The 26,692-nt window shown below is 63.9% G+C and carries 23 protein-coding genes and 1 pseudogene; 9 read left to right on the top strand and 15 right to left on the bottom strand.

All coding sequences use genetic code 11. The features are described from left to right. Positions 1–243: 243 nt before the first annotated feature. The 10 genes from E2583_RS19900 to E2583_RS19945 form a co-directional block, all read right to left on the bottom strand. Entirely contained in the window at positions 244–1,776 is a 1,533-nt protein-coding gene (locus E2583_RS19900) for a class I adenylate-forming enzyme family protein (protein WP_291597961.1), read from the bottom strand. Between the two features lie 18 nt (positions 1,777–1,794). Beyond that, positions 1,795–2,661, bottom strand: a complete 867-nt coding sequence (locus E2583_RS19905; RefSeq protein ID WP_291597962.1) for a 3-keto-5-aminohexanoate cleavage protein — start codon at positions 2,659–2,661, stop codon at positions 1,795–1,797. A 101-nt stretch (positions 2,662–2,762) separates the two neighbouring features. Continuing rightward, positions 2,763–3,905: an acyl-CoA dehydrogenase family protein gene (locus E2583_RS19910; RefSeq protein WP_291597963.1), complete on the bottom strand. Its 1,143-nt coding sequence runs from the start codon at positions 3,903–3,905 to the stop codon at positions 2,763–2,765. Continuing rightward, entirely contained in the window at positions 3,902–5,875 is a 1,974-nt protein-coding gene (locus tag E2583_RS19915; protein WP_291597964.1) for a biotin carboxylase N-terminal domain-containing protein, read from the bottom strand. Before E2583_RS19915 ends, E2583_RS19910 begins: the two co-directional genes overlap by 4 nt. Beyond that, a complete protein-coding gene (locus tag E2583_RS19920; protein WP_291597965.1) occupies positions 5,872–6,705 on the bottom strand; it encodes an enoyl-CoA hydratase-related protein in 834 nt (277 codons plus the stop codon). Before E2583_RS19920 ends, E2583_RS19915 begins: the two co-directional genes overlap by 4 nt. Before the next feature lie 10 nt (positions 6,706–6,715). After that, positions 6,716–7,894, bottom strand: a complete 1,179-nt coding sequence (locus tag E2583_RS19925; protein ID WP_291597966.1) for an acyl-CoA dehydrogenase family protein — start codon at positions 7,892–7,894, stop codon at positions 6,716–6,718. Between the two features lie 53 nt (positions 7,895–7,947). Then, entirely contained in the window at positions 7,948–9,591 is a 1,644-nt protein-coding gene (locus tag E2583_RS19930; RefSeq protein ID WP_291597967.1) for an acyl-CoA carboxylase subunit beta, read from the bottom strand. Continuing rightward, the gene (locus E2583_RS19935; protein WP_291597968.1) at positions 9,588–10,469 is read right to left on the bottom strand and encodes an SDR family oxidoreductase; all 882 of its coding nucleotides are present in this window, start codon (positions 10,467–10,469) and stop codon (positions 9,588–9,590) included. Before E2583_RS19935 ends, E2583_RS19930 begins: the two co-directional genes overlap by 4 nt. After that, positions 10,469–11,116 (bottom strand): TetR/AcrR family transcriptional regulator, encoded by a 648-nt coding sequence (locus tag E2583_RS19940; RefSeq protein ID WP_291597969.1) that lies wholly within the window; start codon positions 11,114–11,116, stop codon positions 10,469–10,471. The genes E2583_RS19935 and E2583_RS19940 overlap by 1 nt, the downstream gene beginning before the upstream one ends. A gap of 126 nt (positions 11,117–11,242) precedes the next feature. Then, on the bottom strand, positions 11,243–12,256 hold the full coding sequence (locus E2583_RS19945) for an AraC family transcriptional regulator (protein ID WP_291597970.1): 1,014 nt from the start codon (positions 12,254–12,256) through the stop codon (positions 11,243–11,245). A gap of 108 nt (positions 12,257–12,364) precedes the next feature. Between E2583_RS19945 and E2583_RS19950 the strand changes: the two genes are divergently transcribed. The 8 genes and pseudogenes from E2583_RS19950 to E2583_RS19985 all read left to right on the top strand — a co-directional run bounded on the left by E2583_RS19950 (position 12,365) and on the right by E2583_RS19985 (position 19,598). Beyond that, positions 12,365–13,549: a lipid-transfer protein gene (locus tag E2583_RS19950; RefSeq protein WP_291597971.1), complete on the top strand. Its 1,185-nt coding sequence runs from the start codon at positions 12,365–12,367 to the stop codon at positions 13,547–13,549. Positions 13,550–13,559: 10 nt separating this feature from the next. Then, complete coding sequence (locus E2583_RS19955; protein WP_291597972.1) at positions 13,560–14,000, top strand: MaoC family dehydratase N-terminal domain-containing protein; 441 nt, start codon at positions 13,560–13,562, stop codon at positions 13,998–14,000. A gap of 12 nt (positions 14,001–14,012) precedes the next feature. Beyond that, the gene (locus tag E2583_RS19960; protein ID WP_291597973.1) at positions 14,013–14,426 is read left to right on the top strand and encodes a MaoC family dehydratase; all 414 of its coding nucleotides are present in this window, start codon (positions 14,013–14,015) and stop codon (positions 14,424–14,426) included. A gap of 19 nt (positions 14,427–14,445) precedes the next feature. Next, positions 14,446–15,276, top strand: coding sequence for an SDR family oxidoreductase (locus E2583_RS19965; RefSeq protein ID WP_291597974.1), 831 nt, complete (start codon positions 14,446–14,448; stop codon positions 15,274–15,276). A gap of 2 nt (positions 15,277–15,278) precedes the next feature. Further along, positions 15,279–16,430: an acyl-CoA dehydrogenase family protein gene (locus tag E2583_RS19970; RefSeq protein WP_291597975.1), complete on the top strand. Its 1,152-nt coding sequence runs from the start codon at positions 15,279–15,281 to the stop codon at positions 16,428–16,430. A 54-nt stretch (positions 16,431–16,484) separates the two neighbouring features. After that, positions 16,485–18,042 (top strand): annotated as a pseudogene (locus tag E2583_RS19975) (long-chain fatty acid--CoA ligase). Next, positions 18,042–18,824 carry an enoyl-CoA hydratase/isomerase family protein gene (locus tag E2583_RS19980; protein ID WP_291597976.1) on the top strand — a complete coding sequence of 261 codons (783 nt, stop codon included), beginning with the start codon at positions 18,042–18,044 and terminating at the stop codon, positions 18,822–18,824. The pseudogene E2583_RS19975 and the gene E2583_RS19980 overlap by 1 nt, the downstream one beginning before the upstream one ends. Before the next feature lie 129 nt (positions 18,825–18,953). After that, positions 18,954–19,598 carry a 3'-5' exonuclease gene (locus E2583_RS19985; protein WP_291597978.1) on the top strand — a complete coding sequence of 215 codons (645 nt, stop codon included), beginning with the start codon at positions 18,954–18,956 and terminating at the stop codon, positions 19,596–19,598. Between the two features lie 72 nt (positions 19,599–19,670). Here E2583_RS19985 and E2583_RS19990 read toward each other — a convergent pair whose 3' ends face one another. Continuing rightward, positions 19,671–20,867: a diguanylate cyclase gene (locus E2583_RS19990; protein ID WP_291597979.1), complete on the bottom strand. Its 1,197-nt coding sequence runs from the start codon at positions 20,865–20,867 to the stop codon at positions 19,671–19,673. Between the two features lie 212 nt (positions 20,868–21,079). On the opposite strand from E2583_RS19990, the gene E2583_RS19995 reads away from it, so the two are divergent. Continuing rightward, positions 21,080–22,357 carry an aminotransferase class V-fold PLP-dependent enzyme gene (locus E2583_RS19995; protein ID WP_291597980.1) on the top strand — a complete coding sequence of 426 codons (1,278 nt, stop codon included), beginning with the start codon at positions 21,080–21,082 and terminating at the stop codon, positions 22,355–22,357. Between the two features lie 27 nt (positions 22,358–22,384). Here the strand turns inward: E2583_RS19995 and egtB are convergent, their stop codons facing one another. The 4 genes from egtB to E2583_RS20015 form a co-directional block, all read right to left on the bottom strand. Continuing rightward, positions 22,385–23,701 carry an ergothioneine biosynthesis protein EgtB gene (gene egtB, locus E2583_RS20000; protein WP_291597981.1) on the bottom strand — a complete coding sequence of 439 codons (1,317 nt, stop codon included), beginning with the start codon at positions 23,699–23,701 and terminating at the stop codon, positions 22,385–22,387. Further along, positions 23,688–24,566, bottom strand: coding sequence for an L-histidine N(alpha)-methyltransferase (gene egtD, locus E2583_RS20005; RefSeq protein WP_291597985.1), 879 nt, complete (start codon positions 24,564–24,566; stop codon positions 23,688–23,690). The genes egtB and egtD overlap by 14 nt, the downstream gene beginning before the upstream one ends. Before the next feature lie 814 nt (positions 24,567–25,380). Beyond that, positions 25,381–25,995 carry an OmpW family outer membrane protein gene (locus E2583_RS20010; RefSeq protein ID WP_291597982.1) on the bottom strand — a complete coding sequence of 205 codons (615 nt, stop codon included), beginning with the start codon at positions 25,993–25,995 and terminating at the stop codon, positions 25,381–25,383. Between the two features lie 212 nt (positions 25,996–26,207). Further along, a partial coding sequence (locus tag E2583_RS20015) for a DUF808 family protein (RefSeq protein ID WP_291597983.1) occupies positions 26,208–26,692 on the bottom strand: 485 nt, incomplete at its 5' end.

A 26,692-nucleotide genomic window follows, 5' to 3' on the forward strand; every position in this document is an offset into this window, starting at 1 on the left:
GCGCCGGCCCCCGCGCCAGATGGTGCACTGCGCCCCTGCCAGCCCGGCCATGGTTCCAGGGCATCGTGGCGAGGGTGGACTGCGGCGCGCCGAGGAAGATCAGGCGGGACCGGGGTTGCCGCAGAGGCTCCCGCGCCCGATGCGCGACAGGACCGCTGCGGGCACCCCACGGGCGGATGCCGTGGATGCCGGCGCACGCCATCACCTGGAGATCCGAGAAGCCTGGCGGCACCATCACGGACCTCACTCCTCTGCCCGCAGACGGGCTTTCTCGATCTTTCCTGCCGGGGTCAACGGCAACTCGGTGCGGAACACCAGCTGGCGCGGCAGCTTGTAGTCCGCCAGTTGCTGGCGGCAATGCGCGAGCAGCTCCTCCTCGTTCACGCTGGCACCGGGCCGGGTCACGATGTAGTAGCGCCCCACCTCGCCCAACACAGGGTCCGGCACGCCGATGCCGGCGACCATCAGCACGCCTGCATGACTGGCGATCACGCTCTCGACCTCGCTGGGATAGACGTTGAAACCGCCCTGTATGAACATGTCTTTTTGCCGCCCCTTGAGGTAGATCAGGCCCCGCTCATCGACAAGCCCCAGATCCCCAGAATGCAGCCAGCCGCCGGCAAACGCCTCTTCGTCCTGCTGCTGCCCCACATAGGCCGGAATCACCCCAGCACCACGAAACCACAGCTCCCCCACCTCGCCGCTGCGCAGTTCCTCTCCGTCAGCCCCGGCCACGCGCAGCTGTACCCCTTGCAGCGGCTTGCCGATGCTGTGCAGCAGGGCCTGCTGATCCGCCTGCCAAGGTGTCATCGCGATGGCACCGGAAGTCTCGGACAGACCGTAGAGATTCATGATGTTCACGCCCGGAAACTGCTGCTGCAGCCGCTGCAGCAACACCGGCTCCACATTCGATCCGCCCACCACAATCAGGCGCAGCCGGCTCATATCCACCTCGGCCAGAAGCGGATGCATGAGCAGCAGCGTCAGCATGGTGGGCACGCCCACCAGCCAGGTCGGCCGATGCTCTTGCGCCATCCTCAACACGCATTCGGGGCTGAACATGGGCACCAGCTCGCAGCAACCGCCCGCCAGCAGCATGGTCAGCACGCCGCAGGTAATGCCGCCCACATGGTTGAGCGGCATGGCCAGTTGCACCATATCCTCCGCCACAGCCTTCACATGCGCATGCTGCGCCAGCGCTGAGCCCAATTGAGAGCGATGCGTCAGCCCTGCGGCCTTGGGCCTGCCCGTGGTGCCCGAGGTGTAGATGATCATCAGCAGGTCATCCGGTGCAGGGCCGGGGCCTGCAGGCGGGACTTTTGCGCCCGGCTGCAGCGACTGCTCAAAGCTCTCGTCCACCCACAGCAGATGCTCCAGCGCCGCCAGACGCCGACGGGCCTGCGCCAGAGTGTTCTGGTAGTCGAAGCCGGCAAACTCGCGCGGAGCAAGCACGGCCTTGACCTGGCTGTCCTGCAGCATGAAGTCCAGCTCGGCATCGCGGTATCGGACGCTGAGGCCCACCACGACCAGCCCCGTCTTCGCCGCAGCCAGATAGCTCAGCACCCAGGGCAGACCGTTGGGCAGGATGATGCCGATGCGATCACCGGGCCGCAGACCCAGCGAGGACAGATGGGCGGCCCAGGCGCCGGCCATCACATCCACCTGCTGCCAGCTGTAGCTGCGCCCCTGGTCGATGTAGGCGGTCCTGTCTGGATGCGCGGCCACGGTCTGCGCCAATGCCTGGGCCACGGTCTGGGGAGTAGTACAAGCGTTCATCTGCAAGCTCTCCCCGATTCAGGCCGCCAGATGCAGCATCTGCCTGGCTTCCCTGGGAGTGGCGACCTCACGCCCCACATCGCGCGCATAGCGCGCCAGCTGCTCGATCAAAGGAGCGTTGGATGCAACCTTGCTGCCGTCGGGCAGATAGAAAGTGTCTTCCAGTCCGCTGCGCAGATGTCCGCCGAGCTCGGCTGTGCGCAAATGCGTGGGCCAGATCTCGCTGCGCCCGATCAGCGTGGTCTGCCAGGGCGCATCCTTGATCTTGAGCCTGAGCAGTATGGGCAGCAGATCGGGGTCTGCCGGCATGCCGGACTCCACCCCCATCACGAAGTTGTATTCGGGCAGGCCTCGGTACATGCCGGTTTCCACATACATGCCCACGCAGCGCACGATGCCCACGTCAAAGCACTCGAACTCGGGCAGCGTGTGGGTCTCGGCCATCACATCGAGAAAGTCCTGCACCTTGGCGGGCTGGTTGTCGAACAGCATGGGGGGCCAGGCCCAGCTTCCGTTGCTGCGGGTCTTCAGATAGTTGAGCGAGCCCGCATTGCAGGCCGCCATCTCGGGACGCGTGGCACGTAAACAATCCAACGGTCCCTGGTAGTCGGGGCCGACCACGCCAGTGGTCTGATTGATGATGAGCTCGGGGCAGGCTGCACGCATGGCATCCACGCAGGCCCTGGCCACTGCCGGATCCCAGCTGGGCAGATGACCCTTGCCCTCCTCCTGGCGCCTGAAGTGGACATGAACCACCGATGCGCCTGCGTCGTAGGCTCGGCGCGCCTCCTGCGCCAGCTGCTCCGGCGTCACGGGCACATGATGCTGATTCGGATCGGTCAGTACCCCGGTAATGGAACAGGTAATAATGGCTTTGTCGGACATATCGCTCCTTGGATAGAAGCTGATAACGCTTCATTCACAAGCGTTTCAGGCTGATTCGCTCAAATTTCCCGGCAACGGCTGAGGCCGCTGCAACAGCCGCGCTAGATACGCCACTGGCGCGCGGCCAGCTCTTTCATGATTTCCTCGGTGCCGCCGCCAATCGTCAACACCTTGACTTCGCGGTAGATGCGCTCGCTCAGCGTGCCGCGCATGAAACCCATGCCACCCAGAATCTGCACCGCCGTGTCGGCACAGAACTGCATGGTCTGGGTGGCGTGGTTCTTGAGCACGCAGACCTCGCCCACCCAGTCCGCCCCGTTATCGCCGCCGTCGGCACGTGCGCAGACGGCGTTGATCCAGGCTTCGGTGCTGCGCAGGCGCTGCTGCATGTCCACCAGCTTGTGCCGTATGACCTGATGCTGGTTGAGCGTCACGCCGAAGGTCTGGCGCTGCTGCGCCCAGGCCAGCGCCTCGTCATAGCAGGCCTGGGCAAAGCCCAGCGCAGCGCAGGCAATGCCCAGGCGCTCGCCGTTGAAGTTGTGCATGATGGCTCGAAAGCCTTCACCTTCGACCCCTAGCAGATGAGCGGCGGGCACGCGCACGCCGTCAAAGAGCAGGTGGGCCGTGTCCGAGCATTGCCAGCCCATCTTGTGCAGCGGCCTGCGGAGCAGTCCCGCGCTGTCGCCCGGCACGAGGATCAGGGAGATGCCGCAAGCACCTCTGTCCTCGCCCGTGCGCACCGCTACCGTGATCCAGTCGGCACGCATGCCCGAGGTGATGAAGGTCTTCTCGCCCTCGATCACATACTCGTCGCCCTCGCGCCTGGCCCGGGTGCGCAGTGCCGCCACGTCCGATCCGCCACCGGGTTCGGTAATCGCCAGCGCCGCGATCCTGCGCCCCGCCAGCACATCGGGTACCACCTGCTGCTGGAGCGCATCGCTGCCCAGAGCCACCACAGGCGGCAGGCCGATGTTGTGCGACAACAGGCTGGCCAGCACGCCGCCGCTGCCGCCGTGGCGGCACAGTGCCAGCCACAGGGCGGCGCGCAGGCTGTGTGTGGCCGCGGTACCACCAAGCGCCTCGGGGTAGCCGATGCCGAGCAGCCCCAGCTCGGCGGCCTGGCGATAGAGCTGGCGTGGGAACTGGCCGGCCTCGTCCCAGGCCGTGACATGGGGAGCGATATGCTCGCGCGCGAAGCGGCGCACCAGGTCATAGAGCATTTCGCGTTCGGCGGCATCCGTCATGGGGGTCCTCCAGGCATGGGCACCAGTTTCAGCAGCACCTGGCCTGGCGCCACCTGCTGGCCGGCATGGACCAGCACTGCCTCCACGCGGCAGTCGGCCTTCACGCTCAGGCCGTGCTCCAGCTTCATGGACTCAATGACCACGACCACATCGCCGGCCTTCAGCACCTGCCCGTCCTGCACGCCCAGCTGCACCACACGCCCGTTGAACGGGGCGCGCAGCTCTGCGGTCTGGCCCGCTGCCGCCGCATTCTCCGGCGGTGCATAGCTTGCATCTTCGACCCACCAGTCCACGTCGCCCGCCTGCAGATGCCAACGCTGCCCGCCCTGCCCGGCGGGCAGCTCCACGGCCTGCACGGTCTGGCTCAGGCCCGCAGCTCTCGCTCGCCAGCCATGGGCCAGCAGCGCGTCGACCTGCAGCAGCGCAGGCTCGGCGCCGTGCCGCTGCAGCAGCCAGCTGTCTGCGGTCTCGGGCCGAAGCATCAGTGCCTGCGTCCGGCCCCGGTGCTGCAGCTTGCGCAACTGGGCATAGCTGCAGGCCAGCGGCCCCGGCCTTTGGCCCACGGCGCACAGCGCTCCCCAGTGCTGGTGCGCCAGGACCTCCTTGTCCCGCAGCAGCTGCTGCAAGCGTGGCGCATCGCTCGCCAGATAGGAGATCAGAGCCTGGCCCCGCCTGAACACCTCGTCGTTCAGGCACTCAATCAGAAAGGCGCGATTGGTCGGCAAGCCCAGCACCGAGAGGCTGCCCAATGCATGAATCATCCGGTCGATGGCTTGCTCGCGCGTTGGCGCATGGACGATCAGCTTGCCCAGCATGGCGTCGTAATAGGGAGTGACTTCGCTGCCGGTGTGCAACGCGTGGTCAAAGCGCAGCGGCGCGCGACTGAAGACGGCGGCCTCGGGTGCCGAGAAATGCCGCACCACGCCTGTATGGGGCTGAAAGTTCTCGTCTTCGGCGCACAGCCGCACCTCGATGGCATGGCCGTCGAGCCGAACCTGCTGCTGTGTCAGCGGCAAGGCTTCGCCGCGCGCCACGCGAATCTGCCACTCGACCAGATCCAGGCCCGTCAAGGCCTCGGTCACGGGATGCTCGACCTGCAGTCTGGTGTTCATCTCCATCAGATAGAACTGCCGGCCTTCAACCAGGAATTCCACCGTACCTGCCCCCTCATAGCCTGCGGCCTTGGCCAGGGCCACGGCGCAGCGGCCCATGTGCTCGCGCTGCTCGGCACTGACGGCCGGACTGGGGGCTTCCTCGATGATCTTCTGGTGTCGGCGCTGAACCGAGCAATCGCGCTCCCCCAGATGAATCACATGGCCGTGCCCGTCCGCAAACACCTGCACCTCCACATGGCGCGGATGCATGACGGCACGCTCCACCAGCAAGTCACCGTTGCCGAAGCCAGCCAGAGCCTCCGAACGTGCGCTGCTCAGAGCGGCATGCAGCTGCTGGGCACTCTCCACCAGCCGCATGCCGCGCCCACCCCCGCCAGCCACGGCCTTGACCATGACGGGGTAGCCAATCATGGCGGCTTCGTCGGCAAAGCGCGCGTCACACTGGTCGTCGCCTTCGTAGCCCGGCAGACAGGGCACGCCATGGGCCTTGGCCAGTTGCTTGGCGGCGGCCTTGCTGCCGAGCTGGCGGATCGCCGCCGGCGGCGGGCCGATCCAGATCAGGCCCGCTTCCTGGACGGCCTGGGCAAAGCCCGCATCCTCGCTGAGAAAGCCGTAGCCGGGGTGCACGGCATCGGCCCCTGTTGCCTTGGCGGCCGCCAGCAGCTTGTGCATGTCCAGATAGCTCTGTGCCGATGTCAGCCCGCCCAGTGCATAGGCCTGCGTGGACTGTTGCACGTGAAGGCTTTGCGCATCCGCATCCGAGTACACCGCCACGGTCTCTATGCCCATGCGCCGGGCCGTGGCCATGATGCGCAGCGCAATCTCGCCACGATTGGCAATCAGGATGCGCTTCATGATGTGCCTCCTGCCTTGCAGGTCCAGGGAGCGGGCTGCTTGCTGGAAAAGGCCTTGAGCCCCGCCCTCGCTTCGGCGCTGCGCAACGCGCTGGCAAAGACCTGCGCACCCTGGTTCAGCGATGCATCCAGACTTTGCCCCCCAATGGCTGCCAGCAGCTTTTTGGTGGCGGCCATCGCCTGTGGTGCGGCCTGCGCGCAGATCTCGAGCTGCTGCTGCAGCTGGCTCTGCCAGTGGACAGCGTCTGTGGCCTGGATCACGGCCTGCACCAGTCCGGCCTCCCGCGCCTGGCTTGCGGACCAGCGCTGACCGCCCAGCAGCCATTGGCGCGCCACGCCGTCGCCCAGCCTGCGCAGCACAAACGGCGCAATCTGCGCGGGCACGATGCCCAGCGTCACCTCGGGCGTCGCAAAGACGGCCTGCTGATCCGCCACCACCCAGTCGGCCACGCAGACCAGTCCCACACCGCCGCCCATGGCAGCGCCCTGCACAGCAGCGATCAGCAACTGGGGCAGCTCCGCGAGCTCCTGCAGCAGCTGACCGAACTCGCGGTTGACCTGAACCAGCGGGTCCTGCGCCCCCGCAGGCAGCGGCGAGCCTATGCTGCTGGCAAAGCCGCCCAGGCTGCCTCCGGCACAGAAATGCCCGCCCGTGCCGCACAGCACCACCACGCGCAGCTGCGCATCCGTCTGCGCTCTTGTGGCCTGTTCGCGCAAGGCCTGCACCAGCTCGTCGGTCAGCGCATTGCGGGTTTGCGGCGAGTTCAGCCGCCACCATTCCACAAAGCCGTTGCCCAAGGGCTGGCGTTCGATTTCAAGCACCTGAGTCATGCGCCGCTCCTCAGTGTGCCTGGCGCTTGATCAGCCCCATGGTCTTGCCGATGATGCCCAGCATGACCTCGTCGGCACCGCCGCCTATCGAGCCCAGACGCCCGTCGCGGTATAGGCGCGAGACGCGGTTGTCCCAGGTAAAGCCCATGCCGCCCCAGAACTGCAGACAGGTGTCGGCCACTTCGCGCGTCAACCGCCCCGACTTCAGCTTGGCCATGCTGGCCAGCTGCAGCGCATCCTGGCCCGCCATATACATCTGGGCGGCACGGTAGGTCAGCGCGCGCAGCGCCTCGACTTCGGTCTGCAGCTCGGCCAGCTTGAACTGCACCCATTGCTGATCGATCAGGGTGCTGCCGAACATCTGTCGCTGCTGTGCCCACTCGATGGTCTGCTGAATGCAGTCCTCCATGGCGAGCAGGCTGCTGGCAGCGGCCCAGAGCCGCTCCTCCTGGAACTGCTGCATCTGATAGATGAAGCCCTGCCCCTCCTGGCCCACCAGATAGCGCCGCGGCACGCGGACCCCGTCAAAGAACAGCAGGCCTGTGTCCGAGGAGTTCATGCCGATCTTGCGCAGCTTCTGCGCCACTTCCACGCCTGGGGTCAGCCTGCCGCGCGGGCCCTCCCGCAGCGGTACCATGACGAGACTCTTGTTCTTGTGCACCGGACCTTCACTGGTGTTGACCAGCATGCACATCCAGTCCGCCTGAATGCTGTTGGTGATCCACATCTTCTGGCCGCTGATGATGTAGTCGTCGCCATCCTTGCGGGCATGGCTTTTGATGCCGGACACATCGCTGCCCGCACCGGGCTCGCTCACGCCGATGCAACCGACCATATCGCCCGCAATGGCCGGAGCCAGAAACTGCTCGCACAGGGCGTCGCTGCCAAAGCGCGCCAGCGCGGGCGTGCACATATCGGTCTGAACGCCAATGGCCATGGGCACGCCGCCACAGCGGATATGCCCGAGAGTCTCGGCCATCATCAGGCTGTAGGAATAGTCCAGCCCCGAGCCGCCATAGGCTTCGGGCTTGGTCAGGCCCAGCAGGCCCAGGTCGCCCAGCCCCTTGAAGACCTGGTGTGCGGGAAAGATCTCCTCTTCCTCCCATGCGTCGACATAGGGATTGATCTTCTCGTCGATATAGCGTTTGAGGGTCTTGCGCACTTCCAGATGTTCATGGGTCCATTGCATGGCTTGTCTCCGTCGAGTTCTGTTTGGAAGAAATGGGGGAAAGAGGCGCGGCACTACATGCGTGCGACCCCGAACTGCATGGGGCGCACCGTTCGCTGCTGCGCTTCGTGCAAGGTCTGCAGGCAGAACGAGAGCACTGCGCGCGTGTCGCGCGGATCGATCACGCCGTCGTCCAGCAGCAAGCCGCTGGTGACCAGCGCATCGGCCTGGGCTTCGAACATGGCCACGATCTGCTCGTACTGCTTTTGCATCTGCTCGGCATCGACGGGCAGGCCCTTGCGTGCCATGGCGGCCTCGGTGACCTGACGCATGGTGCTGGCTGCCTGCTCGCCCCCCATCACCGCCGTCTTGGCACCGGGCCAGCTGAAAAGAAAGCGCGGCGCATAGCCTCGGCCGCACATGCCGTAGTTGCCCGCACCGAAGCTGGCGCCGCACTGGATGGTGATCTGCGGCACGGTGGCGTTGGTCACGGCCTGGATCATCTTGCTGCCGTGCTTGATCATGCCGGCCTGCTCGCTGTCCTTGCCCACCATATAGCCCGTGGTGTTCTGCAGATAGATGATGGGGTGGCCCAGCTGGCACATCCATTGAATGAAGTGCGCGGCCTTGCTGGCACCTGCCACATCGATGGGGCCGTTGTTGGAGATCAGGCCCACGGCGTGGCCTCCGATATGCGCCTGCGCACAGAGCGTGGCGGCTCCGTAGCCGGACTTGAACAGCAGCAGCTCGGAACCGTCCACCAGCCGCGCCATGACCTCATGCATGTCCACCGGCTCGCGGTGGTGTGCCGGCATCAACCCCAGCAGTTCATCGGCGTCATAACGCGGCTCTGAAACTCCTGAATCAATAGCTTTATTCTTATATGCATCAACCGCTTCAGGCGTCTTCCATGAAGATAGCTGAGACACCACGGTGCGTGCCAGGCCCAGGGCGTGGCGGTCGTCCTCCGCCAGATACTCGCCCAGCCCCGAGATACTGGTATGCATTTCGGCACCGCCCAGCTCTTCCTCGGTCGCGATCTCGCCAGTCGCCGCCTTGAGCAGGGGCGGCCCGGCCAGAAACGCACGCGAGCGTCCGCGCACCATGATGACCACATCCGACAACCCGGGCATATAGGCACCGCCGGCCGTGCCCGAGCCATGCTGCACGGTGATCACAGGAAGACCCGCCGCGGACAACCGCGCCAGGTTGCGAAACAAGGCCCCCCCCATCACAAAGCCCTCGACGCGGTAGCGCATGAGATTGGCACCCGCGCTCTCCACCAGATGGATGAAGGGCAGCTTGTTCTGCAACGCGATCTCCTGCACGCGCAGCATCTTGTCCAGGCCTTTTTCCTGGATGGCCCCGGCCTCGATGCCCGAGTCGCTGGCCACCACCATGCACCGCACACCGCTGACAAAACCGATTCCCGCCAGCATTCCGCCCCCGGGAACCGACTTGGCCGGGTCGTCCTGGTCCAGCATGAAGCCCGCCAGCGTGCACAGCGGCAGCCATGGCCTGCCCGCATCCAGCAGCAGCGCCACTCTCTCTCTCGGCAACAGCTGGCCACGTTTTTCAAACTGCGGCTTGGCCCGCTGCGATGCCAGAGCCGCCCGCTGCTCCAGCTCGCGCAGTGCGGCGATGCGCCCCAGCATGGCGACCCGGCGCTGCTGCGCCAGCTCGCTGCCGGAATTCCACTGGGATGCAAAGACGCTCATGACTGAAACACCTTGGGAGTCCGATAGAGGGAAAATCCGTCAAATGCGCGCACCGCAACGCGCTGCTGCACTTCGGCACTGGCAGCCACCGGCCCCATGCCCATGCGCGCCTGAGGACGGGCACCATCGACCCGCAGAACCGTTCCGCTGATGAAGCTGGCCGCCGGGCTGAGCAGAAAGACCACGGCGGCAGACACTTCGGCCTCGTTGCCGAAGCGACCCGCGGGCACGGTTGCCGGCATCTTGCGCAGCATGTCCGCAGCCTCGGGCGGATAGTGATCCATGCCGCTGGAGGCGATGTAACCCGGTGCGATCGCGTTGACGCGCACACCCTGCGCAGCCCATTCAACGGCAGCGGTTTCGGTGAAGCTGACCATGCCCGCCCGCGCAGCGCCGCTATGCCCCATGCCCGGCATGGAGCCCCACATATCGGCCACCATGTTGACGATGGAGCCACCCTGCCGTGCCATGTGCTGTGCGTGGCACTCGCGTGCCATGAGAAAGCCGCCGGTGAGATTGGTGTCCAGCACGGCCTGCCAGCCCTTGGCGCTGATGGACGCAAGCGGCGAGAGATACTGTCCGCCCGCGTTGTTGACCAGGGCGTCGATACGCCCGTGCCGGGTCAGTATCTCTTCGACTACGACCTTGACTGCCGCCTCTTCGCGGATGTCGCAGCTGTGACTGCTGGCTTGCGCTCCCTGCTGCGACAGCTCGTCCTGCACGCTGTGCAGCCTCTGCGCATTGCGCCCCACCAGGGCCACATGAGCGCCCAGCGCCGCCAGCTCATGCGCTATGCAGCGGCCTATGCCCGAGCCACCGCCGGTCACCACCACCACCTGCCCGGCAAACAGCGCAGGGCGAAAAACGGATCGGTACATCAGCGCTCTCCAATGAACAGTGCCAGAGATTGATCGGTCAGCGCATCCAGGCTCAGGCGGCCGTCCTCGGAAAACCACTGTGCGGTCCAGTTCAGTGCGCCAAAGATCAGCAGTCGCGCGATTTCGGGACGGGCCTTGAGCCTGCCGGTGCGGTACAGCGCCTGCAGCACGGGCATCCATTGCGCCTCGTAGGCATCCTTCTGCGCGCTGACCTGCCTGCGCTGCACATCGCTGAGCAGGCGCCATTCGTAGAGCATCACGGGGATGAAATCGCTCTCGCCACCCACCATGATCTGCAGGTGATTGCGCACCAGGGCGCGCAGCCGTTCCACGCTGCTGGCACGTGCTCCCAGCGCTTGCAGCGCGGCGTTCTGGCTCTCTGCAGCCTGTGTCATGCCATCCTGCATCACCGCGTGCAGCATGGCCTCCTTGCTCTCGAAGAAATAGAAGATGGACCCCGGCTGCATGCCTGCCGCAGCAGCGATCTCGCGGGTGCTGCTGCCGTGAAAGCCGCGCAGGCGAAACTGCCTCGCTGCGACACGGACCAGTTCGCTGCGGCGAGCGCTCTCATGGCGCTCCTCGGTGGACTTGGGCGGCCTGCCGCGTCCGCGTTTGACGGTCGGAATTTCTCCGTGAACTGCTTGCATGAGATGCAGCATATCGGCGTCTTTTATTTTTACCAATCACTTGATCGGCAAAAATATCTGGGACTTTCACCCAAGGGTTTTCCGCAGCCCGAGAGCGCCCCCCCGAGTGCACCCGAACACCGTTTTCTAGGGCGCCCTGGCCCGATAGAGACCCGGCGGGCTCCCTGTCCAGCCTTTGAAGGCACGCTGGAACGCGGCCGCATCGGCAAAGCCCAGATCCGCCGCCAGCGTGGCAAAGCTGACCGTGCTGCTACCCAGACGGGAGATGGCGATATCGCGGCGCATCCCATCCTTGATGGCCTGAAACGAGGTGCCTGCGGCACTCAGCTTGCGCTGCAAGGTGGGAGCCGACATGTGCAGCGCCGCTGCCGTAGCCTCCAGCCCGTCCCAGACCGGACGGCGTTGCTGCAGATGCGCATGCACCAGATTCGCAATGCCGTTGGCAGCGCGCGCAGGAATGACAGCGGCCGCCGGCCAGCTGGCGACGAAGCTGCGCAGCGCGCTTTCGTCGCGCCGGCATGCGCGCCGCAGCAGGCCTGACTCGAACCAGAACGCCGACACTGCCTGTCCGAAGCGCATGGGAGCAGGGAAGGCCTCGCCATAGTCCCGGGCGTAGTCGGGCTGGGCAAACGCAAAGTCGAACCGTCGCACCCTGAGCCCTCCACCCATCAGCCAGGAAGAGACACGCCACAGTATGCGCAGCAGGTACTCGTACAGAAAATTGGCCTGAGGCCGGCTGCCCAGCGAACGCACGCAGATGGCAGCCTCTTCGGCCCTGAGCTGCAGACTGACCTCCACATCATCCTGCAGCAGGTTGTGCACCTCGCACATGCGCTCCAGCGCCCTCTGCGCCGTGTGCTCGGCAGAGGCCACGCGCGCGATCAGCTCCAGGCTGCCGCGCTTGAGCGGGCGCGTGAAGAGGCCCAGTGCCTCGTCATTGAGCGTCGTGATCACATGCCACATCAACGCAACGTACTGATCCGAGCTGACGCGCGCGCCAGGCTGCTCCAGCAACTGAGGTGCTATGCCGGCCTTCAGCAGGAAAGGCTGCGGCGCATGTCCGTTGCGCGCGATGGACTGCACAATTCCCCGCACCAGCTCCATCGACACGGTATAGGGAATGTTCTTAAGGGTCTTCATCCAATCAACATGAGGTCTTTTGACATGGCGACGATGTACTCCGCCATGGGCAAATGCAAGAGGTTTTCCTAGCATGGATACCGTAGCAATCCCTTGCAGGAGTCCCCCATGAGTCGCGATGTGTTTGTTGCCGGTGTCGGCATGATTCCCTTTGCCAAGCCGGGCAGAAGCGCTCCCTATTTCCAGATGGGATCGACCGCGACACAGCTGGCGCTTGCCGATGCCGGCGTGCTGTATGACGCAGTGCAGCAAGCCTATGTGGGCTATGTCTACGGTGACTCCACCGCCGGGCAGAGAGCGCTGTATGAGGTGGGCATGTCCGGCATTCCCATCATCAATGTCAATAACAACTGCTCCACCGGCTCCACCGCACTGTACCTGGCACGTCAAGCCGTGGCCAGCGGCGCTGCCGACTGTGTACTGGCCCTGGGGTTCGAGCAGATGAACCCCGGCGCACTGGGCTCGGTCTACACCGACCGACCCAGCCCTTTCGACCGATTCGAGGCGGAGACCGATGCCCTGGTCGGCGACAACGGCGTGCCACTGGCACTGCGCTACTTCGGCGGTGCAGGCAAGGCCCATATGGAACAGTACGGCACCCAGCTTTCCACCTTTGCCAAGATCCGCGCCAAGGCCAGCCGCCATGCGGCACGCAATCCATTGGCGCTGTTTCGCACCGAGGTGTCGGAGGAGGAAGTCATGGCCGCGCCCATGATGTGGGAAGGCGTGATGACCCGGCTCATGGCCTGCCCACCGACCTGCGGCGCGGCGGCGGCCCTGCTGGTGTCGGAAGCCTATGCACGCAGGCACGGACTGGACCACAGCGTGCGCATCCGCGCCCAGTCCATGACCACGGACAGCCCCAGGACCTTCGAGGCCCACGATATGCGCGAAGTGGTGGGCTTCAGCATGGCGCAGGACGCTGCCCGCCAGGTCTATGAGCAGGCCGGAATCACTCCCCAGGACGTTGATGTGGTCGAGCTGCACGACTGCTTTGCCCAGAACGAATTGCTGACCTACGAAGCTCTGGGACTGTGCCCCGTCGGCGGTGCCGAGAAGCTTGTGCTCGATGGCGACAACACCTACGGCGGCAAGTTCGTCACCAATCCGTCGGGTGGCCTGCTCTCCAAGGGCCACCCGCTGGGCGCCACGGGCCTGGCCCAGTGCACCGAGCTGGTCCAGCAGCTGCGCGGCAAGGCCGATCAACGGCAGGTGCCCGAGGCACGCCTGGCCCTGCAGCACAACCTGGGCCTGGGCGGCGCCTGCGTGGTCACTCTGTATGAGCGCGTCTGAGGAGCAACGCATGATAGACAAGCAATGGATTGGCTACGAGTCGCCGCCGTCCGAGCTGAACCTGGATCGCAGCCGTCTGCGCTTTTTTGCCAGGTCCATTGGCGAGACCAGCGCCATCTACACCGATGTGGAAGCCGCCCGTGCAGCCGGCTATGCCGACCTGCCCGCACCGCCCACGTTTTTGTTTGCGGCTGAATTGGACAGCCGGGCTTCGGATCTGCTTTTGCAGACGCTGGAGATTCCGATCGCCAAGATCCTGCATGGCGAGCAGAGCTTTTGCTACCACGGTACGGCCTGCGCGGGCGACAGCATCACCGTGCGCTCGCGGGTCGATGACATCTATGACAAAAAGAACGGCACTCTGGAGTTCGTTGTGAAGACCTCGCGCGCCACCAACCAGAACAACGATCTGGTGGCCGAGATGCGCTCCGTCATCGTGGTGCGCAACTAGGAAGGGCCGCCCATGAATACGCCCCGCTATGACAGCGTCCAGGTGGGCGATGCCCTTCCCACGCTTCAGCTTCCCGCCATCGACCGCACCACCCTTGCGCTGTTTGCCGGTGCGTCGGGTGACCACAACCCCATTCATATCGACATCGACTTTGCACGCAGGGCCGGCATGTCCGATGTGTTTGCCCACGGCATGCTGAGCATGGCCTGGCTGGGCCGCTTGCTGACCGACTGGGCTCCGCAGTCGCGGCTGCGCCGCTTTGATGTCCGCTTTCTGGGCATCACCCATCTGGCCAATGCCATCTCATGCAGCGGCCGCATTGCAGAGAAGCGTGATGCCGACCGCAGCGTGCGCATCGAAGTACAGAGCACCAACCAGCATGGTCAGACCAAGGTCGCAGGCGACGCCTGGATCAGCCTGCCCTGAATGCGCAAAGGAAGCCGCAATGACAGGAACGCTCGAAGGCAAAGTCGCCCTGGTCTCGGGATCGGGCCGAGGCATTGGCCGCAGCATCGCACTGAAGCTGGCCAGAGAAGGGGCGCGCCTGGTCATCAACGACCTGGATCAGGGGCCTGCCGATGAAACCATTGCCCTGATCCGGGAAATGGGTGGCGAGGCCGTGGCCTGCGTGGGCAATGTCACCCACACCGACTTTGCCGAGCGCTTTGTGGGCACCGCAGTCCAGGAGTTCAGGGGCCTGGACATCATCATCAACAACGCCGGCTACACCTGGGACAACGTGATCCAGAAGATGACGGACGAACAGTGGCATGCCATTTTGGACTGCCACCTGACTGCCCCGTTCCGCTTACTGCGTGCAGCCCAGCCCGTGATCAAGGCGCTGTCCAAAGCCGAGATGCAAGCCGGTCGGCGTGCGATGCGCAAGGTGGTCAATATCTCCTCGGTGGCCGGTCTGTTCGGCAATGCGGGGCAGAGCAACTACTCCGCCGCCAAGGCCGGCATCACCGGCCTGACCACGACCCTGGCCAAGGAATGGGGACGGCTGAACGTCAACGTGAACTGCGTGGCCTTTGGCCTGATCAAGACCCGGCTGACCCACTCCACCGCCAATGGCGAGACCGCCAATATCGGGGGGCGAGACATCAAGGTCGGCGTCAACCCCGGTTTGATGGCGGCCATGGAGCAGGCCATTCCGCTGGGCCGAGCCGGCACGCCCGATGAAGCCGCAGGCGCGGTCTATCTGTTTTGCCAGCCGGAGTCTGACTACATCAGCGGCCAGACGCTGATGTGCACCGGCGGACTGACTGGAATCTGAACATGCTGCCCAAACCTTTTCAGCATGCGTGGATGGATACGGACATCGGTGTCTTCCGCGATCAGGTGCGCCGTTACATCGAACGCGAACTCAGCCCGCATGTCCCCACCTGGCGCGCCCAGGGATATGTGCCACGCGAGACCTGGCGCGGCTTTGGCGAACATGGCTTTCTGCTGCCCGAGATGGACGAGCAATGGGGTGGTGGTGGCGGCAACCTGGCCTATCAGCTGGTGGTGCAGGAAGAGCTGACCAGGGCCGAGATTCACGCCATCACCAGCGTGCACACCATCACAGCCCATTACATAGACACCTATGGCACGCCCGAGCAAAAACAGCGCTGGCTGCCCCGGCTGTGCAGCGGCGAGATGCTGGCCGGCATTGCGATGACCGAGCCCAGCGTGGGCTCCGACCTGAAAGCCATGCAGACACGCGCTCGGCTTGATGGGGATCACTACGTCATCAATGGCTCCAAGACCTTTATCACCAACGGCTTCACCGCCAACCTGCTGGTGGTGGCCGTGCGCACGGGTGATGCGGGCAGCGCGGGGGTATCTCTGGTGGTGCTGGAGACCGAGAACCTGCCCGGCTTTCGCGTTGGACGCAGGCTGGACAAGATAGGCCAGCATATCTCCGACACAGCCGAACTTTTTTTTGAAGACGTGCGCATTCCCGCTTCTCAGTTGCTGGGCAGCACCGAGGGCCAAGGCTTCAAGCAGCTGATGAGCCAGCTGCCCTATGAACGCATGCTGCTGGGCGTGGGAGCAGCCGCTGCCATCGAAATGGCTGTGGCGCTGACGGTGGAGTACACGCAGCAGCGCAAGGCTTTTGGCCAGACGATTGCCGACTTTCAGAACACCCGATTCAAGCTGGCCGAATGCGCAACCACCGCCCATGTGGTGCGCAGCTTTGTCAACGACTGCATTCAGCGTCTGCTGGATGGCACGCTGGACAACGAGGCCGCCTACATGGCCAAGTGGTGGTGTAGCGAGCAGCAGTGCCGCGTCATCGACGAGTGCCTGCAGCTCTTTGGCGGCTATGGCTATATGGAGGAGTACCCGATTGGCCGGATGTATGCCGATGCACGCATCCAGAAGATCTACGGAGGTGCCAACGAAATCATGAAGGACCTGATCGCCAGACGCCTGTTTTCATGAGCGGGGCTCAAGACCCGCTCGTTTCTCCCACGTACTGACCTTGGAAGGCCTGTCATGTATCTCACGCAAAGTCTGCGGCGCTCCATACAACAGCAGCCCCACGCCCCGGCCACGATCTACAACGGTCGCAAACGCAGTTTTGCGCAACTGGGCGACCGTGTCGCCCGATTTGCTGGAGTCCTGCGCGCACTGGGTGTGCAAGCGGGCGACCGCGTGGCCATCCTCGCCCTGAACTCGGACTGGTATCTGGAGTACTACCTTGCCACTTACTGGGCGGGCGCTGCCGTCAACCCCATCAATATTCGATGGAGTGCTGCAGAGATCGCCTATTCACTGGACGACTGCGACACCCGTGTCCTGCTGGTGGACGACAGCTTTCTGCCTTTGATTCCTGAAATCCGAAAGAGTGCAAAAGCCCTGCAGACGCTGATCCACATCGGTGATGGCCCGGCTCCCGAAGGCATGCTTTCCTATGAGGCACTGGTTGCCGAGACCGCACCGGTGGAAGACGCCTTGCGTGGCGGGGATGACCTGGCCGGCGTGTTCTATACCGGCGGCACCACCGGTACGCCCAAGGGCGTGATGCTCTGCCATCGCAATCTCTACACCAACGCCATCTCCGGCGTCTGCGAGAACACGGCACGCCGCAGCAGCGTCGGGCTGCATGCTGCGCCGATGTTTCATCTGGCAGACGGTGCCTTCATGAATGCACTGCTGGCCGCCGGTGGCTGCCATGTCATGGTGCCGCGCTTTGATCCTGTGGCCGTTCTTCAGGCCATTTCCACTGAATCGGTCACCGACCTGCTGCTGGTGCCCACCATGATCCAGATGCTGGTGGACCACCCGGATGTCCATCAATATGACCTGAGCTCGCTGCAGAACATGCTGTATGGGGCGTCGCCCATCTCCGAAGGTCTGCTGGACCGGGCCATGAACACCATTCCCAGCGTCGGCTTCACCCAGGCCTATGGCATGACGGAGCTGGCCCCGATCGCCACGGTTCTGAGCCCCGAAATGCACCGACAGGAGGGACGGGCCCAAGGCCGCCATCGCAGCGCCGGGCGCGCCACGGTCTGCACCGAAGTCCGCATCGTGGACCCCGACGGCCAGGAGGTGCCACGCGGCGAGGTGGGAGAGGTGGTTGTTCGCGGCCCCGGCGTCATGCTGGGCTACTGGAACAAGCCTGCCGAGACCGCCGCTGCCATTCGCAACGGCTGGATGCATACGGGCGATGGTGGCCGCATGGATGACGAGGGCTATGTCTTCATCGTCGATCGCCTCAAAGACATGATTGTGACTGGTGGCGAGAACGTCTACAGCGTGGAAGTGGAAAGCGTAATCGCCACCCATCCAGGCGTCGCATCCTGCGCCGTCATTGGCGTGCCCAGCGAGCAATGGGGCGAGCTGGTGCATGTCTTCATCGTGCGCAAGGCCGGTGCCGAGCTGGAGGCCGATGAACTGATCCAGTTCTGCAAGAGTCGCATTGCCCACTACAAATGCCCGCGTGGGGTTTCCTTCATCGATGCCATGCCACTGTCTGGGGCAGGGCAAGATTCTGAAGACCACATTGCGCGCGCCCTTCTGGGTCAACCAGAAAAGAAAGGTCGCCTGATGTCCGAACTCGTCTTGTGGAAGCAGTGCAATGGCGTCGGCCATATCGTGCTGAACCAGCCTGATCAGGGCAATGCCATCAGCACCCCCATGGCCCATGCCCTGGCCGCTGCGGTGCAACAGGCTTGCAAGGCAGACATTGGCGCCGTGCTGATCTCGGCTGCAGGCAAGCAATTTTGCGTGGGTGGGGATATTCGAGAGTTCGTGCAAAACCGCGATCACCTGCCCCGCCAGATCGCGGAAATTCTGGCCCTGCTCAACCCCACCATGCACGCGCTGGTCACCATGCCCGTGCCTGTCATCAGCGCCATTCAGGGTGCGCTGGGCGGTGGCGGCATCGGCATCGGTCTGTGTGCCGACATCGTGCTGGCCTCCACCACGGTGTTCTTGCGCGGCGGCTACTCGGCCATCGGGTTGAGCCCGGATCTGGGCTCGTCCTACTACCTCAGCCGCAGGGCTGGTGCTGCCAAGGCCAAGTACCTGCTGATGAGCAACCGCCCTGCCTCTGCCCAAGACTGCTTGCGCATGGGCATCTTTGATGAGCTGCATGAGCCGGATGCTCTGGCAGCCCAGGCACTTCGGCTGGCCGAAGAGCTGGCTGCAGGTGCCCCCGATTCCCTGGCCCATATCAAACAGCTCTGCGACAGCGCCCACAGCCATGATCTGGCCACCCACCTCAAGGCCGAAAGCCTGGCCATCGCCGACTGCGCCAGCCATGCGAACAGCCGTGAGGGCGTGAACGCGTTTCTGGAGAAACGCACGCCCGCTTTTTCACGCCCCTGACACTGCCTCATATTTAAGCAGCACCTGTAAAACCTTTGTGGGCAAGGCTTTGAAGACATTTCCCCGGAATTACCCACAGAGCGGCCCACATGATCTGGGGACAAGCCAAGCTGATGTGTAATCACCCGCATGCCCCGATTGATTGCACCCAGCAAGGACGAAAGTGCCCTGCTCCCTCCGTTTCTGGAATTGCCCGACCATGCCATCCACCTTCCGCAGTCCGAAGCCGAATTTGAAGCCGCCTTCCAGGCCATGAATGCCGAGTCCGTGCTCGGCTTCGACACGGAAAGCAAACCCATCTTCAACGCGGGCCAGCAAGACAGCGGTCCTCATCTGGTGCAGCTCGCCACGGCCAGCCAGGTCTGGCTGCTGCAACTGCACAGACCGATGGCTCTGGAGGTGTCACGCATGGTTCTGGCGGCTGAACATATCTGCAAGGTCGGCTTCGGGCTCGATAACGACAAGCACGCCCTGCCGCGCAGACTGGGCGCTCCGCTGAACAATATCCAGGATCTGGACAGCCGCTTCAAGCGACTCGGCTATGGCCCATCGGTGGGGGTGCGCGCCGCAGCCGCGCTGGTGCTGCGACAGAGCTTTCGCAAATCCAAGCGCACCACCACCTCCAACTGGGCAGCAGCGGAACTCAGCGCGGCCCAGCGACGCTATGCCGCCAATGACGCCCATGCCCCGGCCGTGATCTATGCGCATCTGCCCGCCTGGGAAAGCGCCCTCACCGCCCTTCCAAGGCGCGCACCCAGAAGTCCGAGGTCCTGAGGTGTCGGGCCTCGGATCGCGAGCCGAAACCTGAAGGCAAGGCCTCATGGGATCTGGGCCTGATGGCAGGATTCAGGCAATCATTCCCCATTGCGGCTCGCTCTCGTCTTGCGCAGAGCTCATGACGCAATCCCGTCCTGCCTTCTTGGCCTGGTAGAGCAGCGCATCGGCCTGAGCCAGTGCCTGCTTGAAATCCTGCGCGGAACTGAGTGCAGCAATGCCGAAGCTGGCTGTCACCCTCAGAGGTGCAGGCCCCCCCCCGAGCTCATGGCTTTGCAAGCGCTCACGCACACGCTCCACAATGGCTTGCGCCTCGAACAGCTTCACCCGTGAGAGCAGCAAGACAAACTCCTCTCCTCCGAAGCGGGCAACCAGGTCACAGTCTCTGACCTGCTGAGTCAGCAGCTGTGCGAGTTGCTGCAGCACCTGATCGCCGGCGGCATGGCCCCAGTTGTCATTGATGTATTTGAAATGATCGATGTCCACGGCGACCACGGCCCAGGGCACCAGCCGCTGGTCGGCCAGGCGCGACTCGGCGGCCTCCATGAAGGCGCGACGGTTGAGCAAGCGTGTCAAGGAGTCCCGGTTGCGCTCTTCGCGCAACGTCGTCATCACATCCCTGACCGAGCACGCCAGCAACCCCACCGCAAACCACATCGCAAACAGAAGCGCTATGGCCTGCGTGAGCAGCCAGTATCCGGACCGGGTCAGCTCCTGCACTTCGTGCACGGGCAGCAGACCGACGGCCGCCGGCCTGAACAAGGCATAGCAGACATTGAGCCCATAGGCCCAGCGCACTCCGCGCTCAAGCCAGTCTTTTGACGAATCGACCCTGAGAAAGGCCGGAAGGGCCAGGGCCAGCTGAAAGGCCATACCCAGAGCCAGGCACTGCACGCGGACCCACAAGTCATCTTCGATCCGGGAAAAATAGAACAGAGCGGACAGCGTGGCGACGGCTACCAGGATGCCGCCAGGCACACTCGCCCCTGCGGCCCCATGCCTCAGGGAAACCCCTTGCGCCAGCGACCAGGTACCGAGCAGATACAGACATGCCGTGGCCAAGGCAAACTGGCCCAGCTGGGCATTGCTCATCAGGCTTTGGGCAGCCAGAGCCGTCGCGAGCAGCACATAGCCCCCCACCAGCCAGAGCAGAAACAGCGCACGCGGCTGCCGGCGCTGCACATACCAGCAGGCCAACAGGGCAAGCCCGAACAGCACCACGCAAGCCGGTGCGATCAAGGCGAAGTACAAATCTGCAGGCTGGCCCAATTTAGGTTCTCCGCGCAGGCAACTGCGAGTTCAACGTCATCCATTCTCCGGTGAGAAGTATCTCCATGTTTTCAATCCGTCGCTTGCTCTCAATCCGGCATAAGCACATAGCCATTAGGTCGTTCTCCTGATCCTGCGGCCTGCCCATAATCAATGGCGCCAACGCCCAGGCTGCGGCCTTCACACAACTTGCCAGAGAGAGACACAGACCTATGCGCTTAGAGACACTGGCCGTACATGCCGGCTATTCCCCCGATCCCACCACCAAGGCTGTGGCCGTACCCATCTACCAGACGGTGGCCTACGCGTTTGACAGCGCCCAGCATGGTGCAGACCTGTTTGACCTGAAGGTCCCGGGCAATATCTACACGCGCATCATGAACCCCACCACCGACGTGCTTGAAAAGCGCGTCGCGGCACTGGAGGGCGGCATTGCCGCACTGGCCGTGGCATCGGGCATGGCAGCCATCACCGCCGCCATCCAGACTCTGGCCGAAGCGGGTGACAACATCGTTTCGGCCAGCACGCTCTATGGCGGCACCTATAACCTGTTTGCCCACACCCTCCCTCAGCAAGGCATCGAAGTGCGATTTGCCGATCCGCGCAACCCGGCGAGCTTTGGCCCGCTGATCGACGCCAGGACCAAGGCAGTTTTCATCGAATCCATCGGCAATCCGCTAGGCAATGTGACCGACATCCGTGCGCTGGCTGATGTGGCCCACCAGCATGGTGTGCCGCTGATTGTCGACAACACCGTTGCCTCTCCCTACCTGCTGCGTCCGTTCGAACATGGCGCCGACATTGTCGTGCATTCGCTGACCAAATACCTGGGCGGTCACGGCACCAGCGTGGGCGGAGCGATCGTGGACAGCGGCAAGTTTCCCTGGGCCGAACACAAAGAGCGCTTCAAGCGGCTGAACGAACCCGACGTCAGCTATCACGGAGTGGTCTACACCGAGGCGCTGGGCCCCGCCGCGTTCATCGGCCGCGCGCGCGTCGTGCCGCTGCGCAATATGGGGGCCGCCCTCTCGCCACAGAATGCCTTCCAGATCCTGCAAGGCATTGAAACCCTGGCCCTGCGCATGGACCGCATCTGCGAAAACACGCAGAAGATTGCGCAAACACTGAAAGAGCACCCCAAGGTGGAATGGGTGCGCTACGCAGGACTCGAAGACCACCCCGACCATGCCATCGTGCAGAAACAGTCTGGCGGCCGCGCATCCGGCATTCTCTCTTTCAGCCTCAAAGGCGGCGAGGGCCGAGCGGCAGGTGCACGCTTCCTCGACGCCCTGCAGCTGTTCACGCGCCTGGTCAATATCGGCGATGCCAAATCGCTGGCCACCCACCCTGCCTCCACCACTCACCGCCAGCTGGACGCCGAGGAGCTGGCAAAGGCCGGCGTCACCGAAGGCATGGTGCGCCTTTCCGTAGGCATCGAGCATATCGACGACCTGCTGGCCGATCTGAACCAGGCGCTGGAGCAGGTCTGACGCGGACTCCCGGACTGGCGCGTGGCCTCAGGCATCGCGCGCCAGACGCAGTCCCGTCATCTGCCAGCGAGCTGTCGCGGGAAAGAAATTGCGATAGCTCAGCCGCGCATGCCCTGCCGGCGTGAGGCAGGAGCCTCCGCGCAGCACGTACTGGTTGACCATGAACTTGCCGTTGTACTCCCCCACCGCCCCCTCGGCCACACGAAAGCCCGGGTAGGCGGCGTAGGATGACTGCGTCCACTCCCAGACCTGGCCGATTGCGGCTCCCGCGCGGGAACCTGCGACCTCGGGGTGCAGACTGCCACGCTCGCCGAATCGTGACACAGGCCAGTCATGCCTGCCCATGGCGACCTCCCATTCCACCTCCGACGGCAGACGTGCACCGGCCCAGCGCGCATAGGCATCGGCCTCGAAATAGGAGAGATGACTCACAGGTCGCATCGCATGCAGAGCCGTCACGCCATACAGACTGAACTCCTGCCATCTCTCGCCACCTGCATGGCTTTCGGCATTCCTCCAGTACCAGGGGTGGCTCAGTTGCTGGGCCTGGCACCAGTCCCAGCCTTCGGCCAGCCACCATTGTGGCTGGCGGTAGCCGCCATCCTGCACAAAGCGGAGAAACTCGCCATTGTTCACCGGCCTCGATGCGATCTGAGCGGCATGCACATAGACGCTGTGCCTGGGCAGTTCGTTGTCAAAGGCGAAGTCATCGCCGCCATGGCCCAGGCTGTAGATGCCCGCCTCCAGCGGCTGCCATCCGGGGTCTGCGAGGAACGACCCGCAGTCCGGCTCAGACAGTGAATCCGGCGCATACGCAGGCCACAGCGGGTGGCAGGAGAGCAAATGCTTGATGTCGGTGAGCAGCAGCTCCTGGTGCTGCTGCTCGTGCTGCAGGCCCAGTGTGACCAGTTGGGCCACCGCCCTCTGCGTCACCGGATTGCTGCTTTTCATGGCCGCCATCAGCGCGAGCATCTGCTCATCCACCGCCGCGCGATAGTCCATGACCTGGGACAGCGCCGGCCTGGTCAGCAAGCCCCGCTGGGCTCTGGGATGGCGTTCTCCCACCTGCTGGTAGTAGGAGTTGAACAGCATGCGGAAACTCTCGTCGAAAGCCCTGTGTCCGGGCTGGTGCACGGCCAGCACAAAGGTCTCGAAGAACCAGCTGGTATGGGCCAGATGCCATTTGGCAGGACTCGCATCGGGCATGGATTGCACGCAGGCATCTTCCGCCGACAGGGACTCTGCCAGCTTTTGCGTACAGGCTCTCACCCGTTCGAACTGCTGCGCCAGCGCCAGCCAGTCCCAGGCGATGGGCGGCGCAGAAAAGGACTCAGCCATGGGCATGAATCACGGCAAACCATTGCTGCTCATCGGTCCAGACCCTGGGCCGGACAAACCCCGCGCAAGCGAGCAGATCGAGGAAATCGGACAGCGGGTATTTGTAGCTGTTCTCGGTATGGATGGTCTCTCCCTGGTCGAAATGGCGCTGGCCCTGGGGCCAGCGCACCATGACAGGGCGACGGGCGCGCAGATGCATCTCTATGCGTGACGCGCGGCTGTCGAAGCGCGCCTCATGCGCCCAGTCCTGAAGATTGAAATCGCTGCCCAGCAGACGGTTCACATGGCTGAGCACATTGAGATTGAATTCGGCCGTGATACCCTGCTTGTCGTCATAAGCCGCAATGAGCACCGGCACCGGCTTGGGCAGGTCGATACCGATCAGCAGCCCGCCGTCGCCAGCGACCAGGGAATGCATATGGCGCAGCATGTGCAGCGCCTGCTGCGTATCGAAGTTGCCGATCGAAGAGCCCGGGTAGAACAGCTCACGCCGCGCCTGCGGCACGCCCGTCGGCAAATGCCAGTCTGCCGTGAAATCGGCGGCAACCGCACGCGCGCTGAGTTGCGGGAAGTCCTGCCCCAGCCTGTCCACTGCGACCTGCAGAAAATCCACCGCAATGTCCACTCCCAGAAACTGCCGCGGCCCGAGGCTGCGGCACAGGCGTCTGACCTTTTCGCAATTGCCCGCCCCCAGCTCGATCAGCACCTGGCAGCCCGCCATGGCCTCGGCGATGTCACGCTCGAACCGGGTCATGATGGCCGCCTCGGTTCTTGTCGGGTAGTACTCGGGCAGCCTGGTAATCTGCTCGAACAGCGCGCAGCCATGCGCATCGTAGAGAAACTTGGGCGAAATCTGCGCCTGCCGCTGCATCAGTCCCTGGGCCAGCTCCTCGCAGGGCTGCGCCCGCCGGTAAGCGCCCGGCTTTGACGGCCTGACCGAAGGGGGCGCAGGCAGGGGAATACGCCCCGCGCGAGACAAAGATTCGATGGATTCTGCCTGCCTGTCCGGTATCGCGCGCATGCTGATTCTCCTGTTGAGGGGATCGCGCGACACAGCCAATGCCCGCGCCATCCTTGCCAAGCCTGCTTTAGAACGTGCTTGCGATTTCCACACCGCCTCGTTGGAGCGCCATCGGGAAGCGTTCGCACCAATGGCTCTCCGCGCGCACCGGCGTGCAGGCAGGAGACAGCGCTCGGCCGGTCGCCCGAATTCGCCTCCATCCTTCGGCCGGTGTTTTGCGGGTGCCCGGTCAGGGGCGGTCAGCGGCGTTGCCTCTCCGGTCCCGCGAATCCACGCAGCAGCATGGCTGTTGCTGCGGTATCGCGCGGGAGGCCCCCCCCGGTATCCGTCCCGCCAAACCCCTGTCGCAGTGCAAGGAGATCGTCAACACGTTCTTAGGCCCTCAGCCTAGCGCCGTCGACAAGCAGCGCAAGTAGGACTGCAGCCAGCGCTACTTTTACTGCATGCGCGGGCAGCCATGCTGACAAAGCCAATACTGGCAAAAGAGTTCGGACAAAAAAATCGGTATCCCGCACGAGCGGAATACCGATCAAACATACACCCTAGCCTCCAGAGTCATCAGGCCATTGAGGCCTGCCGACCCCGATGCACCACAGAGCCTGTGGTGCGTGCCTCGCCTGCGGGAAGAAGGCCGCTGACGAGAACACCCCTTGTCGTGGAGCTATCAGAAGCGATAGCCCACGCCCACGCCCACCAGCCATGGGTCAACCTTGAACTTGGTGTCCTGGAACACACCCGCACCGGTCACCTTGGTGCCCAGGTAGACCTTCTTGACGTCGAAGTTCAGCGACCAGTTCTTGTCCAGCGCATAGTCGAAGCCGATCTGCAGGGCACCGCCGAAGCTGTTCTTCTTCACGGTCACGGCACCGTCGAGAATGTTCACGTTCGAGAAGCGTGTGTAGTTCACGCCTGCACCCACATAAGGCTTGAAGGCACCCATGCCGGTGAAGTGGTACTGGGCCAGCAGGGTGGGGGGCAGATGCTTGAGCGTGCCGATCTTGTCTCCACCCAGGCGCACATCATGCTTCTGGGGATAGGTCAGGATCAGCTCGGCTGCAATATTGGGCGTGAAGAAGTAGGACACGTCCAGCTCGGGCATCCACTTGTTGTTGATGCTGACGCCGGCATCGCCGGCGGCGCCGCCGTTGTCGCTGTCCAGATGCACGGCACGCGCACGCACCATCCAGGGGCTTGTACCGTCAAACGAGGATTGGGCAAAAGCGGTGCCGGCAGTCAGGGCGCTGGCGACGGCGGCGATTGCGATCAGGGTCTTTCTCATGGGCTTTTCCTTGAAGCGATGGCAGAAAGCTGTGCGCTTTCCATGACAGTGATTGAAACAAAGCCACTGACTCGGGGCTTTGTCCCACATCAACCCGCCCGCCTGCATGCCAAAGAAAACGGCTGGCGTTGCCCTGCTGCCACGCCAACCCCAAGTCCTGATTCAGCGCAAAGCACCGTACCGCCAGCAGTGCTAGCCGCGCTTTGGACCTCTCAATGCGCAACCCCGGCCGGACGACACAGCCGGTGCCAGAGCGCCACACAGAGGACGACCGCACTTCCAATGGCGGCTCCCACCACCACATGCACCAGCAGCGGCCCCAGCGCTGCCGCCACGCCGCCCATGGGCGCAATCACCTGCTGTATCCAGTGCTCGACGGGCGTGATGCCATGCACCAGCAGGCTGCCGCCCACAAGGAACATGGCCGCAGTGCCGACAATCGACAGACCTCGCATCAGCCAGGGGGTGAATGCGATCAGACAGCGCCCCATGGTCCTGGCAACGCTGCTGCTCCTGCGCATCAGCCAGCCGCCCACATCGTCCATGCGCACAATGCCGGCCACCAGTCCGTAGACGAAGACCGTGATGCCCAGAGCCACCGCGATCAGCACCGCCGCCTGCTCCCAGATGGGCTTGGTCGCCACGGTGCCCAGCGCAATCGCCATGATTTCGGCCGACAGAATGAAGTCCGTGCGCA

Origin of the sequence: Comamonas sp. (assembly GCF_009360615.1) — a bacterium.
Classification (GTDB): Bacteria; Pseudomonadota; Gammaproteobacteria; order Burkholderiales; family Burkholderiaceae_C; genus Comamonas.

What these genes read in the sequence shown, in the direction of transcription:
- E2583_RS19955 (WP_291597972.1), top strand. Translation starts at nt 13,560, where the DNA reads ATGATAGACAAGCAATGGATTGGCTACGAGTCGCCGCCGTCCGAGCTG.
- egtD (WP_291597985.1), bottom strand. Translation starts at nt 24,566, where the DNA reads ATGCAGCGGCAGGCGCAGATTTCGCCCAAGTTTCTCTACGATGCGCAT.
- E2583_RS19910 (WP_291597963.1), bottom strand. Translation starts at nt 3,905, where the DNA reads ATGACGGATGCCGCCGAACGCGAAATGCTCTATGACCTGGTGCGCCGC.
- E2583_RS19970 (WP_291597975.1), top strand. Translation starts at nt 15,279, where the DNA reads ATGCTGCCCAAACCTTTTCAGCATGCGTGGATGGATACGGACATCGGT.
- E2583_RS19960 (WP_291597973.1), top strand. Translation starts at nt 14,013, where the DNA reads ATGAATACGCCCCGCTATGACAGCGTCCAGGTGGGCGATGCCCTTCCC.
- E2583_RS19930 (WP_291597967.1), bottom strand. Translation starts at nt 9,591, where the DNA reads ATGAGCGTCTTTGCATCCCAGTGGAATTCCGGCAGCGAGCTGGCGCAG.
- E2583_RS20010 (WP_291597982.1), bottom strand. Translation starts at nt 25,995, where the DNA reads ATGAGAAAGACCCTGATCGCAATCGCCGCCGTCGCCAGCGCCCTGACT.
- E2583_RS19995 (WP_291597980.1), top strand. Translation starts at nt 21,080, where the DNA reads ATGCGCTTAGAGACACTGGCCGTACATGCCGGCTATTCCCCCGATCCC.
- E2583_RS19935 (WP_291597968.1), bottom strand. Translation starts at nt 10,469, where the DNA reads ATGTACCGATCCGTTTTTCGCCCTGCGCTGTTTGCCGGGCAGGTGGTG.
- E2583_RS19920 (WP_291597965.1), bottom strand. Translation starts at nt 6,705, where the DNA reads ATGACTCAGGTGCTTGAAATCGAACGCCAGCCCTTGGGCAACGGCTTT.
- E2583_RS19900 (WP_291597961.1), bottom strand. Translation starts at nt 1,776, where the DNA reads ATGAACGCTTGTACTACTCCCCAGACCGTGGCCCAGGCATTGGCGCAG.
- E2583_RS19915 (WP_291597964.1), bottom strand. Translation starts at nt 5,875, where the DNA reads ATGAAGCGCATCCTGATTGCCAATCGTGGCGAGATTGCGCTGCGCATC.
- egtB (WP_291597981.1), bottom strand. Translation starts at nt 23,701, where the DNA reads ATGCCCATGGCTGAGTCCTTTTCTGCGCCGCCCATCGCCTGGGACTGG.
- E2583_RS19905 (WP_291597962.1), bottom strand. Translation starts at nt 2,661, where the DNA reads ATGTCCGACAAAGCCATTATTACCTGTTCCATTACCGGGGTACTGACC.
- E2583_RS19925 (WP_291597966.1), bottom strand. Translation starts at nt 7,894, where the DNA reads ATGCAATGGACCCATGAACATCTGGAAGTGCGCAAGACCCTCAAACGC.
- E2583_RS19940 (WP_291597969.1), bottom strand. Translation starts at nt 11,116, where the DNA reads ATGCAAGCAGTTCACGGAGAAATTCCGACCGTCAAACGCGGACGCGGC.
- E2583_RS19950 (WP_291597971.1), top strand. Translation starts at nt 12,365, where the DNA reads ATGAGTCGCGATGTGTTTGTTGCCGGTGTCGGCATGATTCCCTTTGCC.
- E2583_RS19965 (WP_291597974.1), top strand. Translation starts at nt 14,446, where the DNA reads ATGACAGGAACGCTCGAAGGCAAAGTCGCCCTGGTCTCGGGATCGGGC.
- E2583_RS19985 (WP_291597978.1), top strand. Translation starts at nt 18,954, where the DNA reads ATGCCCCGATTGATTGCACCCAGCAAGGACGAAAGTGCCCTGCTCCCT.
- E2583_RS19945 (WP_291597970.1), bottom strand. Translation starts at nt 12,256, where the DNA reads ATGAAGACCCTTAAGAACATTCCCTATACCGTGTCGATGGAGCTGGTG.
- E2583_RS19980 (WP_291597976.1), top strand. Translation starts at nt 18,042, where the DNA reads ATGTCCGAACTCGTCTTGTGGAAGCAGTGCAATGGCGTCGGCCATATC.